Below are 12,454 nucleotides of genomic sequence, written 5' to 3'. Positions count from 1 at the left end.
AAGTATAACTAAAGTGTTTATTGAAAGGATACTTTGATATACAAAAAATGACTAAAATAGCAATTCGTGGTGTATGGCTTACTAATACTGATAGCAGCGTTTTATCTTCTCAGGAGACTATAGTTGAAGCCATAGAGTTTCTAGCAAAAATGGGGTTTAATGTAGTCTTTCCTGTTGTCTGGAATAAAGCTGCGACTCTTTATCCATCAAAGGTAATGCAACAAACTTTTGGCTGGGAAATTGACTCCAGATATCAAGGACGTGACCCTTTAGCGGAAATAGTGAATGCAGCTCATGAGGTAAATATTAAAGTTATTCCTTGGTTTGAATATGGATTTGCTAGTTCTTACAATTTGAATGGCGGTAAATTAATTCAGAAAAAACCAGAATGGGGTGCTTGCGATTGTCGGGGTAATCTACTTAAAAAAAATGGTTTTGAATGGCTTAATACTTTAAACCCAGAAGTACAAGATTTTATTTTAAGTTTGATTTTAGAAGTTGTCAGAAACTACGATATTGATGGTATTCAAGGAGACGACCGCTTACCTGCATTACCCTGTGAAGGTGGTTACGATTCCATGACAGTCCAGCTTTACTATAAACAGTTTGGTACAAATCCACCATCCAACCCCAAGGATAAAAAATGGTTGCAATGGCGAGCTGATATTCTGACTGAGTTTTTATCGCGTCTATATGGAGAAGTAAAATCCGTAAATTCTCATTTGCTGGTTTCAATGGCTCCCAATATACATCATTGGGGATTTCAAGAATATTTACAAGATTCTGAAACTTGGTTAAAAAAAGAAGTGGTTGATATTATCCACCCACAGCTTTACCGTAGAGATTTTCTTGCTTATAAATGTGCGATCGATAAATTATTAGCCCAGCAATTTAGAGGTCAAAATAAATTAAAGTTAGCACCAGGAATCTTAATGAAAGTTGGTTCTTATTTGATCAGTTCGGAAAATTTAATCAAAATGATTGAATATAACCGTTATTGTGGAGTTTTAGGGGAAGTTTTCTTTTTCTATGAAGGTTTGCGAAAAAATAATGACGCCCTGGCTAAAGTGTTATATTCCCATGGCTACTCTGAAACAGCTAGATTTCCAACTCTTAGTGAATTAAAAGATAATCCAGTTAACCATAGTGTACGGAAGAAAAAAATCAACTTGCTTAAATTATGGGAAAATATATTTTAAATGTGCACCAGATAAAAGTGCTGTAAACTATTGAAAATAATATATCTATTGATTAAGGCAGTTAATTACTACTTCGTTTAAATAAATACAAGTAAATACAATTTTTAGTAAATGCAACTTGAATACCAGTCCCAGATTCAAAAAGTCATATCCACTTTAAAGCAGGATTTACCAAAACTTTTTGAACAGGATATTTGCTATGAGATTTACACTCAAGATATTTATTTTCAAGATCCAATAAATAAATATACAGGCAAATTTCAATATAGAATTGTCTATTGGACTCTCAGATTTCATGCAAAAGCATTCTTCACAAAAATTAACTTTAACTTGCATGATGTATATCAATCGACTGAAGATATGATTGTGGCAAAATGGACGGTCCGTGGAAACTTAAGACTTCCTTGGAAAGCAGAAATGCTTTTTGACGGTTACTCGAATTATAAGCTTACTCCTGAAGGTTTAATATTTGAACATATCGATACTTGGGAAAGCAAACCAACGGAAATTCTGCGACAGTTTTTGCCTAAAAATAGTTAGTGTTATTACATGGATCAATATCACTTCATATAACTTAAATAACTAATATTTAGTTTCTCTAAAAATAAGTTTTCTTAAAAATACTATGTACGTATGATGTAATTTAGTATCGTATTTGAAATTATTCCCCAATGAATAAATACAGAATCATAAACAAATAATTCAATATTTTTTGATATTTAAAATATAAATATACATTAAGATTTGATTTACTGATGTTGTTTGGTTTTTTAGGTTTAAATCCATTTTTAGGAAATTTAGTAGTAACAGCATTAACATTTATTTATGTTTTTGGTTTAGTTGCACTGCTCAATTATTACGTTACTAAGTTTGCTTTACCAACAGATATTAGTCGTAAGATCACCCATATCGGTGCTGGGTCGATAATTGGATTTTTGTTTCTCTATGATGATTCCCACTGGTCTAAATATTTAAATGTAGCTATTTTTATTGTTTGGATATTCTTACTTATCTTTAAGGGATTATTTGCAGATGAAGATGATGAAGCTGTGAGAACGATGACTCGTAATGGCGATCGGAGTGAACTATTAAAAGGTCCACTTTATTTTGTCATTGTGGCGACTATTTGCGGTACTTTATTTTATAAAACAATTCCAGGAATTGTAGCAATGTCAATTCTTGCTTGGGGTGATGGTATCGCACCAATTATTGGAACAAGATATGGAAGATTAAAGTATAAAATTCTTAGCGACAAAAGCCTAGAAGGAAGTTTATCAATGTTGATTTTTGCTTTCGCTGCAAGCATATTTTTTGTGTGGTTAATTTTACCGAATCAACTAGATATAATCCAAATTTTAATTGTGAGTATTATTGCAACTCTTACAGAAGCTTTTAGTCCTAAGGAAGTCGATAATATTTTGATACCGATAGTTGTGATATTTGTATATTTGTTAATTAACAATCTATCTGTTTTATTGATTTAAAGTCTATTTTTAATTATAAAAGTCAATAGTAAAACTTAATAGTTAATTGCTAATTAAAACTTCTAACAAACTACTCCCAATATAAATATAGCCTCCAACTACCACAGTTGCACTGAAGATTAAAGATATTAGGAAATGGGTGTACTTAATTTTGGTTAAACCAACAGCATAACTGACAATATCCTGTGATAATGGCATAATAAATGTTATATACAGGATACTATGCCTGCTTCTGAGTCTAGAAATAAATTTATCTAATTCTCCTAAATTGTTTTTACCCAAAAAATGACACACTACCCGGCGACCAAATTTTTTTGAGATCCAAAAGTTAATACTGCATCCAATAATTGAAGCCACAAAACTGAGTATAAAAGCAAATTCTTTACCAAATAGTGTACCCCCAGTAATAAATAGCGAACTACCACTTAAGGGAGCTAATACCAGACTCATTATACATAAGATAACAAACAAGATTGGAGCCCAATTACCTGTGTTTTTTATCCAGATTTGAGCTCTTTCTAAACCTATAAATTTTAAACCAACGGTTATTAAGATATAGATAAATACTGCAAATATAATCGGGAATAATATTTTTTTAAAGTTAGATTTTTTGATTAATCTGAATATCTTTTTTATTTTAAATTTGAAATTCATCGACATGAAGTTATTATCTACGTTAGCAATAACCAAGTAAAACGAAATTATAAAATTAATACCATTATAAAATGAGTCCTACTCCCTTTGCTGTATAATTTAAATTACTATCTAATTTCGATTATATTAATTTTATTTATTTAAGCAAATTTCCCCTTAGGTACACAATTGATACCAAACCCACGTTTATTACCTCTTTTGGTACTAAACCCATGTTTATTACCTCTTTTAAGAATGAGGGGAATAGTTTGGAAAATGTATAATGTGTAGAAGGTATAGAAAAATTCCGATACAGTATATTTAAAAATCCGATTTGGTATGAGCATTCTAAAGCGAGTTATTATTAACTTACTAATGCACTTTAAAAAGTGTATTTAGTTATGCTTATGCAACTGAAGTATAATTTGTAGATAATATATTCATATATGTTTAATAGAATTAAACCACTACATCAAAAACGTACAAATTCAGAAATATAACACTAAGTATAGTAGATTAACATAATAGATATTAGGGCGTTGCTGAATAGAGAATGCTAATCAAGAAATTAAGTTATTGAAACATTAATTTTTCGTAGATATTTGCACCAAAAGCATTACGCACTCACCAACGCCGATACTAGTATAATATTATGCTGTTTTTACTTAAAGTTTAAAGTTTTAAAGTTTAAAGTAAAAAATTTAGAGTGTCGGAGCGAGTGACCAAAATTTTATTTAATTATAGATAATTTCTCCTGTTCTTTTAATTCTTAGTGGGGTTTTGGGAAAATCTTGATGTGTTAAGTAACGTACTAGTTTGACTGTATTGAAATGTCGGTCTATGTATGGAATTCCCTGTTTACTCATCCTCACAGGGATAATTTTGGCTGACTCTAGTTTTCCTTTTGAGTCGAGCTTGCTTTCCAATATCATTGAGTAACCAGTTTGAGCGACTGTGGATAAAGTACGGTAACCTAAAAAGTTTCCTAAAGAATAAGCAATTAGCTTTCCTTTGTACATCTCCATTGCTCTAGGAACATGGGGACCATGTCCAATGACTAAATCTGCACCCGCATCAATTGCATTTCGAGCAAACTTGATGGAATTACCTCGATTTTCTCCGTAGAAAACTTCTGTTTTGTTTTTTACGTGTAATGCTTGAGTCCCTTCTGCTCCAGCATGCATTGAAACTATTACGATATCTGCTTTTTTGCTTGCTTTTTGAATTAATGCTGTGGCAGTTTTGAGGTCGTGAATTGAATTATAAAATTCATACGGAGCAAAGCCAACTGCTGCAATTTTAATACCATTCTTTTCTAAAATTAGAATTTGATTTTTATGACCTAAAGTTTTTATCCCAGCATTATTCAGATTCTTATTTGTATCTTGAAAACCAATTTTACCAAAATCTAAGGAATGATTATTTGCAATGTTAAAAATATCAAATCCAACATCAGTAAATAATTTGGTATATTCAGGAGGAGAACGAAAAGCAAAAACTTGACCGCGACTAATATCTTTAGCGCTGTAAGGATGATTGGTTAGACTGCTTTCAAAGTTACCGAAAAGAATATCTGCTTTTTTGAAATACTTTCTTACCGATTGAGGTATTAACTGATTTTTATTTTGTGGTAGTCGGTGATCGGGAAAGTTGGTTCCGGGTATAATGTCCCCGACCGCTTGGATGATAACTGTTTTTTTGGGTTTATTTTCAGATACAACGGATTTATATTTTACAGAATAAATAGATTTTTTATTAGTTCGGGTTTCATGGGATGCTTGCAGTTTAAGTAAATGACTGAGTAATCCAATACTAAAGATTGCACACAACCCGCCACATAGAATAATGATTATGGATAAGCACCTTCCATAATTTCTTCCCACCATAGGTTATCCCTCATAATGTAGCTTCAATCTAGCTAGGGGATCAGTACGCACCAATGGTGATTATATGTAATTTGATACTTTTAATTATTCTGTAATTCAGGATAATCTCTGACAAAGTACGATTTTATCCTAATACTGTATAAGAATACAGCAAAATTTCAACGATTCGTTAGTTTTTCGTTAGCTTCTACCACCGACTGTCTGTCGAACAGGAATTTGAATTACGAACTCTGTTCCATTTCCAAATTCAGAGAAACACTCTAACTTTCCCCCATGTTTCTCAGTTACAATTTGATAGCTGATGGACATTCCTATTCCTGTTCCCTTACCAATAGATTTAGTTGTAAAGAAAGGTTCGAAGATATATTGTTGAATCTCTTGAGGTATACCAGGACCATTATCTGCGATCGCAATCTGCACTGACTGGTCGTTGATTAGAGATGTTTTTAATTTGATATAACTGGGACTTTCTTGACGCTCCTGAGGTGTTTGTTTCTCAATTTTCTCTTCCAAAGCATCAATAGCATTGCTAAGAATGTTCATAAACACTTGATTTAGTAACCCCGGATGGGATTCGATTTCTGGAAGAGTACCGTAGTCTCTGATCGCCAGAATTTCTGGTCGTTTTGGTTGAGCTTTGAGACGATTGTTCAAAATTACCAGAGTGTTGTCAAGTCCTTTATGGATATTAACTGGTTTGATTTCGGCTTTACCCAGATAGGAGAAATTACGTAGAGACGAAAGAATTTTGCAAATGCGAAGACTACCCATTTGCATTGAGGAGAGGATGTTAGGTAGATCGTTTTGAATGAACTCCAGATCGATTTCTTCAGCTTCGGTTTGAATTTCAGAAACTGGATTGGGATAGTGGTGCTGATACAACTGCACTAAACCTAACAAACCCTGGATATAATCTTGAATATAGTTTAAATTACCGTGAATAAAACCGACTGGACCATTGATCTCGTGAGCAACTCCTGCAATCATTCGCCCTAAACTGGACATTTTCTCAGATTGAATTAAATGAGCTTGACTGGCTTGGAGTTCTTTCAAGGTACGGTTAAGTTCATTATTGCTCTGCCATAAGCGGTAATTATAACGCCAAAATAATAAGCCGATGGTAATTCCAGCTAAAGTTAAGGAAAATCCTGTGCCAATGTTAGCATTTCGATAAACGGCTTCAAAGTTGCTTTTATAAGAGGAGCTTAATACATCTAGTTGCTCTGAAATTTCATCAAACTTTGGATCGACTTTTTCTTCATCAATAGCAATTGCTTTTTCTACTTCTCCAACTTTAAGAAACTCAAATTCCTGGTCTAAAAATTGATTGTACTCGTTATAAGAATTAATCAGTTTGGAAAGTTTTGGTTGAGTGGAATGATTTAATTGAATTTCTAGGAATAACTCTGAGATGTTCTGACGAATTGTGTTAACTTTTTCCTGTGTTTCCCGATCAAATTTTGCTTTAGCTATTGCCTCCCATTCTACAGCACTGAGTTTGTAAAGTTGCCCTTCAATTGCTGTCATCAGTCCTTCAGCATGTTTATGCTGCTTTGCATTTTGGTTGAGACCAATAATACAAGCAGTTGCAACGAATCCGATGATGACGGAACCAACTAACACAAACCAATTTTGATGTTTGTTTGAATCTTTCATTAGGCTTTTCTAGTCCTCTGTTATTACTCTAAGGACAGAAAAATATCATACCTATTTTGGGCTGCAAACAACATCATGAATTTTGGACTTATGTCTGGGATATTGACTCATTTAGTAACACTAAACAATTTTCCCCAGATGTTTATTGAAAAACTCAGTGACTTCTCGCCAAGAGTCTTCTGCTGCTGAGCGATTGTAAGAAGAACGCTCTTCGCAGAAAAATCCATGGTCAGCATCAGAATAAACCTTTAATGTATAATCTTTACCAGCTTCCTTACCAACTTCTTGGAACCGGGATTCGATTTGTTTAACTCGTTCGAGGGGAATGTATGGATCGACACCACCAAAAAACAAGTATACAGGCACAGTGATGTTTTTCACTGCCTCGATCCACTCATCAAGAACTACACCATAGAAAGGTGCAGCAGCAGCTATTTCGGACGACAACTTGCAAGCGGTAAGAAAAGTTAGTCCACCACCCAAACAAAATCCAGTCACTCCCACCTTATCGGGGTAAACATCTGGTAATGACTTGACATAAGCCAAAGCAGCTCTAATATCTTCTTCTACAGACTTATCAAAATCAAGACGCCACATCATCGCCTTCGCTGGTTCAAGCTCATCGTAACCAAATTTGTTGTTCGGCAACTCGCGATAATACAGATCTGGAGCTATGACAACATAACCGACTTTCGCAATTCGGGCTGCTATATCTCGAATATGAGATGTTAAGCCAAATGCTTCCATGAGGAGAATGACTGCTGGTTTGCGATTACCCTCAGTGGGTGCACACAAAAATGCAGGCATTTTTCCGTCAGGAGTGGAAATCATTACTTCTGTCTGTTTGATTTGCATATCATCACTCCTGTGAAAGCCTTTTAGCTAACGGGTTTTCAGATTTTAGATTTTATCATGCTGTTTGCAGTCTAAGACAAGAACTACTTTTTATTTTTCAATCTTTTTATACCAATTTCAAAAAACAACGCCACACATTAGTTTACTGTTCCTCGTTCCCTGTCTTGCGACTCTTTCCCAACCTGCGGGGTATCGCGCTGTTCCCTTTCTTTTGTAAGCGTTCGGCTTGCTGCGTTCCAAGTGTCGCAATCTTAAAATAAATTGGTATTATTTTTCTAGTGAAGCAGAAGAGCGATCGTGCAACTTTAGATAACGCACAATTGACTCACCCATACTGCAACACGACATACAAACATTAACTCACCATCGGCTAGAAAACTTCGCCCGTTACTGTTACCCAACCTTACTTGCTGCTTTATTCGCTGGATATTGCGCCAAAACCTGTTTCACATACTTTCCTGTATATGACCTCTGATTTTTTGCAACATCTTCAGGTGTACCTGCAGCAATCACTTCACCACCTCGATCGCCACCCTCTGGTCCTAGATCTATTAACCAGTCAGAACAACGAATGACATCCAAGTTGTGTTCGATAACCAAAACTGAGTTACCTTTATCTACTAGCCTTTGCAAAACGTCTAGTAACTTGTGTACGTCATAAAAAGATAAACCTGTGGTTGGTTCGTCAATTAGATAAAGTGTTTTACCTGTCGCACGACGCGATAATTCGGTTGCGAGTTTCACCCTTTGTGCTTCACCACCAGATAAAGTTGTCGCAGGTTGTCCCAATCTCATGTATCCCAAACCAACGTCAAGTAATGTTTGTAGTTTGTTAACTGCTTTGGGAATATTTTGGAAGAATTCCAATGCTTCCTCAATTGTCATGTTGAGGACATCGGAAATCGACTTATCTTTATACTTAACTTGTAAGGTTTCGCGATTATATCTGGCACCTTTGCATACTTCACACTGCACGTAAACATCGGGTAAAAAGTTCATCTCAATTACGTTTACACCTTGTCCAGCGCAAGCTTCACAACGTCCACCTTTGACATTAAAGGAAAATTGTCCCGGTTTGTAACCCCTAGTTTTAGCTTCAATTGTTTCGGAAAAAACTTGGCGAATTGCATCAAAAACCCCTGTGTAGGTTGCGGGGTTAGAACGGGGAGTTCTGCCAATGGGGGATTGGTCAATTACAATTGCTTTATCAACGGCTTTAAGTCCTTGAACGCTTTCTATATCTTTAGGAAATGGGACTTTTTTGGTGAGGTGATGCTGCAGTGCGGGGTAAAGTAATTCATTTACTAAGGTAGACTTACCAGAACCAGAAACACCAGTGACAGCAACGAGTTTACCTAAAGGAATTCCCACTTCAATATTTTTCAGATTGTTGCGACAGGCATTTTTGAGAATTAAACTAATTCCATTTCCTTCCCGACGTTGAACTGGAGTTTCAATTACTGTTCGTCCCGATAAATATGACCCAGTTAGGGATTCTTTCGCATCTAATAATGATTGTAAATCGCCTTCGGCGGTAATTTTTCCACCATGAACCCCTGCACCCGGACCAATATCAACAATATAATCTGCTGTACGGATAGTTTCTTCATCATGCTCGACTACGATTAAGGTATTACCTAAATCTTTCAATCTTTTCAGGGTTTGTAGTAAGCGACCATTATCCCTTTGATGTAAACCAATACTTGGTTCGTCCAATACGTAAAGTACTCCAGTTAAACCAGAACCAATTTGTGTTGCTAACCTAATTCGCTGAGCTTCACCACCAGATAAGGTCATTGCTGGGCGATCTAGTGTCAGATAATCTAACCCAACATCGAGGAGAAACTTTAACCGAGCCCGAACTTCACGTAACACCAGATCGGCGATTTGCATTTGGCGCGGACTCAACTTGAGATCGTCTACTCTTTGTTGACATTCTCGGATGGAAACACTAGTTAAATCTAGTATCCCGTATTGTCCCAACTGAACAGCCAATGCTTCTGGTTTCAAGCGTTTTCCATGACAAACCGGACAGGGTTGGTCAACTAAATACTGCTCTAATTTTTGCTTAATTATCTCCGTACCGCCTTCATACTGGCGCTGTAATATGGGGAGTACCCCTTTGAATATTCTTTGTGCTTTTTGTTCTTCTGTAGTTTTTTTCTCCTTTTCCCCATGGAGAATTACACTTTGTTGCTCTTCATTTAACTTGTTCCACTGTGTTTGTAATTCAAACCCATATTCTTGTCCCAAACTGTAAAGCAATTCCAAGTAGTAAGAATTATCTTTTTCTGACCATGGAGCGATCGCAGCATAAACAGGTGCATCTGGATCTGGGACTACCAATTCTCGGGAAAACCTCTTGAGAGTACCCAAACCATGACAGTGAGAACAAGCACCGTAAGGTGAGTTAAACGAGAATAAACGCGGTGATAGTTCCTCCATTACTGCACCATGTTCGGGACAAGCAAAATTTTCGGAGAATACTAATTCCTGTTTTTCCTTATCTTTCTCTTCTGGCTTTGACGAAGGATTGATATCAATGACTGCAATTCCGTTAGATTGCTTCAAGCAAGTAGAAAGGGAATCAAACAAGCGCTCATTAATACCATCTTTCTTCACTAAGCGATCAATGACTACTTCAATGGTATGGGTATATTTTTTGTCCAACTCAATGGAATCAGATAATTCTCTGATTTCACCATCAACTCGAACTCGAACAAAACCTTGAGAAGCAAGACTCGAGATTAATTTGCGGTGAGTACCTTTCTTACCCCGGACTACAGGTGCCAAAATTTGAAAACGGGTGCGATCGGGTAAAGCCATTACTCGATCTACCATTTGATCTATGGTTTGTGGAGCAATAGAGCGATCGCAAATTGGACAATGGGGTTCCCCTGCTCTTCCGAATAACAATCGTAGATAGTCATAAATTTCGGTTACTGTTCCCACGGTTGAACGGGGGTTGTGGGAAGTAGATTTTTGGTCGATAGAAATTGCCGGACTTAACCCCTCAATGGCTTCCACATCCGGTTTATCCATTTGTCCTAAAAACTGCCGTGCGTAGGCACTCAAGGATTCTACGTATCGACGCTGCCCTTCTGCAAAAATCGTATCAAATGCCAAAGAAGATTTACCAGAACCTGATACGCCTGTAAAAACAATCAGACTATCTCTTGGCAATTCTAGATCGATATCTTTAAGATTGTGTTGTCTGGCACCCCGAATGCGGATAGTATTTTGACCGTTATGATGCAGATGGGGAAGATGTCCGTTCAAGGAAACAGTAGGCTTGGTTTCTGACATATCAACAGAGTGAAGGAGCAGCGGAAAATAATCCTTAATAATACTACTGTTCAACCTTTAAATCCAGAACAATAGTACTATTGCTTAAATATATATTTATATCGTTATTGATATAGAATAATAAGCTCTTAACTATCTTTGGGTTTTATATAATACTTTAAAAAACAAATAATATTAACCTACTCAAATAGAAACAATATCTAATAAGTTCACACAAACTACTCTTAGGCAGTAAAATTCAAGAAAAATTCATATCGTCAAAAATTTTAACAGTGGGGTTAATTAGGATAAATTCCTAGTTCTAAGATTTATTGCTTGATATATGACGAAGAAGTAAATGTAATGATTCTGTAAATAAACTAAATTAGCTTTACATTTTAGGATTTATATTGCCATCCTAAGTATAAAGTAACTTAAAACACATCGTTTTTTGTGTACTCAGAGTTTTGATTGACATACACTTCAAGTCAAGGGTGTACTTACTGCAGTTTTGGTTTACTTAAAAGTAATATACATCACAAAGGATTGATTATAACTAGGTTTGTTATTGCTTACTAGTTATCTGGGAGTTTCTTTTCTACCCGCAGTCCATCATATGGAAATCTTTAGTGAAGCATATTGCAAGACATAGTAACTTTTCGACAAGGATTTTCAGGTAATTCATTTACGCATATCTATCGGTCTTAGCTGCTCGAATTAGCAGAGTATTTTGCTATATCTGCACGCTTATCTTTCAAATTTTAATCAAATGATGAATCTCAAAAATATTAATACCACCTTGAAGAACTTTAGTAAGCAAAATTTAACTATTGCTATCTGTTTTGTAGGCTTTTGCGGTATACCAACCCTATCAGTACAAGCAGCACAAATTAACCTAGAGCAAGAGTTTGCTTCTGAGAATAGACAAGACATCACAGAAATAGTTTTGCAACTACAACAAAACTCTTTAAATCGAGATTCCCAATCGGAAGAAAAACTATCTCGCGATCGCAATAATAGAAATAGCATAAAGCAAGGTATTCAAAATCAAGAGAATATAGCTGCTAAAGATTTGGTCAGAAATCTGCAAAATTTTGGTGATGATGGTGGTACTAGCTTAGGTACCCTTCTTCCAGTGGGAGCAATGATATCTTTATGCTTATATGCCCATACTTCTGAGGATGAGGATGATTCCGATTCTGAAAAATCTTCATTGCTGTGCTACATGCCATTGCTAATAACCTTAGCAGATATGCTTAGAGATGGTGATAAAAAGCAAAATTTAATTCACAATGACTTTCAGCGCGGAGATAAAAATAATGATATACCTCCAGACAAAAAAGCGGTACCCGAACCCTTGAGTTTAGCTGGTACTGCAATTGCAGGAACTATGGGATATTGGATGAAGCGCAAATACGGTGAGAAAAAGTTAAGGCTTAAAAAATAATAGTCACTC

9 protein-coding genes are annotated in these 12,454 nt (G+C 35.7%); 4 read left to right on the top strand and 5 right to left on the bottom strand.

Features of this window, described 5'->3' with window-relative positions:
* The first annotated feature begins 47 nt into the window (after window positions 1-47).
* The 3 genes from BC008_RS25230 to BC008_RS25220 all read left to right on the top strand — a co-directional run bounded on the left by BC008_RS25230 (window position 48) and on the right by BC008_RS25220 (window position 2,683).
* Window positions 48-1,199 carry a glycoside hydrolase family 10 protein gene (locus tag BC008_RS25230; protein ID WP_027841467.1) on the top strand — a complete coding sequence of 384 codons (1,152 nt, stop codon included), beginning with the start codon at window positions 48-50 and terminating at the stop codon, window positions 1,197-1,199.
* 111 nt (window positions 1,200-1,310) lie between these two features.
* Window positions 1,311-1,739 (top strand): DUF2358 domain-containing protein, encoded by a 429-nt coding sequence (locus tag BC008_RS25225; RefSeq protein ID WP_027841468.1) that lies wholly within the window; start codon window positions 1,311-1,313, stop codon window positions 1,737-1,739.
* Between the two features lie 215 nt (window positions 1,740-1,954).
* Window positions 1,955-2,683, top strand: a complete 729-nt coding sequence (locus tag BC008_RS25220; protein WP_027841469.1) for a diacylglycerol/polyprenol kinase family protein — start codon at window positions 1,955-1,957, stop codon at window positions 2,681-2,683.
* A 42-nt stretch (window positions 2,684-2,725) separates the two neighbouring features.
* Here BC008_RS25220 and BC008_RS25215 read toward each other — a convergent pair whose 3' ends face one another.
* The 5 genes from BC008_RS25215 to uvrA all read right to left on the bottom strand — a co-directional run bounded on the left by BC008_RS25215 (window position 2,726) and on the right by uvrA (window position 11,019).
* Entirely contained in the window at window positions 2,726-3,337 is a 612-nt protein-coding gene (locus tag BC008_RS25215; RefSeq protein WP_058184000.1) for a TVP38/TMEM64 family protein, read from the bottom strand.
* A 713-nt stretch (window positions 3,338-4,050) separates the two neighbouring features.
* Window positions 4,051-5,202 carry a CapA family protein gene (locus tag BC008_RS25210; protein ID WP_027846654.1) on the bottom strand — a complete coding sequence of 384 codons (1,152 nt, stop codon included), beginning with the start codon at window positions 5,200-5,202 and terminating at the stop codon, window positions 4,051-4,053.
* 180 nt (window positions 5,203-5,382) lie between these two features.
* Window positions 5,383-6,858 carry a sensor histidine kinase gene (locus BC008_RS25205; protein WP_058183999.1) on the bottom strand — a complete coding sequence of 492 codons (1,476 nt, stop codon included), beginning with the start codon at window positions 6,856-6,858 and terminating at the stop codon, window positions 5,383-5,385.
* A gap of 120 nt (window positions 6,859-6,978) precedes the next feature.
* On the bottom strand, window positions 6,979-7,713 hold the full coding sequence (locus BC008_RS25200) for a dienelactone hydrolase family protein (RefSeq protein ID WP_027846653.1): 735 nt from the start codon (window positions 7,711-7,713) through the stop codon (window positions 6,979-6,981).
* A gap of 393 nt (window positions 7,714-8,106) precedes the next feature.
* Complete coding sequence (uvrA, locus tag BC008_RS25195; protein ID WP_027845013.1) at window positions 8,107-11,019, bottom strand: excinuclease ABC subunit UvrA; 2,913 nt, start codon at window positions 11,017-11,019, stop codon at window positions 8,107-8,109.
* Between the two features lie 748 nt (window positions 11,020-11,767).
* Here uvrA and BC008_RS25190 point away from each other — a divergent pair.
* On the top strand, window positions 11,768-12,445 hold the full coding sequence (locus BC008_RS25190) for a PEP-CTERM sorting domain-containing protein (RefSeq protein WP_027845014.1): 678 nt from the start codon (window positions 11,768-11,770) through the stop codon (window positions 12,443-12,445).
* Window positions 12,446-12,454: the final 9 nt, after the last annotated feature.

The sequence above is a fragment of the Mastigocoleus testarum BC008 genome (genome assembly GCF_001456025.1).
Classification (GTDB): domain Bacteria; phylum Cyanobacteriota; class Cyanobacteriia; order Cyanobacteriales; family Nostocaceae; genus Mastigocoleus; species Mastigocoleus testarum.
This window is presented reverse-complemented; position numbering and strand designations above follow the sequence as displayed.

Excerpts from the sequence above, each read along its gene's own strand:
- BC008_RS25210 (WP_027846654.1), bottom strand. The coding sequence starts at position 5,202 with ATGGTGGGAAGAAATTATGGAAGGTGCTTATCCATAATCATTATTCTA.
- BC008_RS25220 (WP_027841469.1), top strand. The coding sequence starts at position 1,955 with ATGTTGTTTGGTTTTTTAGGTTTAAATCCATTTTTAGGAAATTTAGTA.
- BC008_RS25200 (WP_027846653.1), bottom strand. The coding sequence starts at position 7,713 with ATGCAAATCAAACAGACAGAAGTAATGATTTCCACTCCTGACGGAAAA.
- BC008_RS25205 (WP_058183999.1), bottom strand. The coding sequence starts at position 6,858 with ATGAAAGATTCAAACAAACATCAAAATTGGTTTGTGTTAGTTGGTTCC.
- BC008_RS25230 (WP_027841467.1), top strand. The coding sequence starts at position 48 with ATGACTAAAATAGCAATTCGTGGTGTATGGCTTACTAATACTGATAGC.
- BC008_RS25225 (WP_027841468.1), top strand. The coding sequence starts at position 1,311 with ATGCAACTTGAATACCAGTCCCAGATTCAAAAAGTCATATCCACTTTA.
- BC008_RS25190 (WP_027845014.1), top strand. The coding sequence starts at position 11,768 with ATGATGAATCTCAAAAATATTAATACCACCTTGAAGAACTTTAGTAAG.
- uvrA (WP_027845013.1), bottom strand. The coding sequence starts at position 11,019 with ATGTCAGAAACCAAGCCTACTGTTTCCTTGAACGGACATCTTCCCCAT.
- BC008_RS25215 (WP_058184000.1), bottom strand. The coding sequence starts at position 3,337 with ATGAATTTCAAATTTAAAATAAAAAAGATATTCAGATTAATCAAAAAA.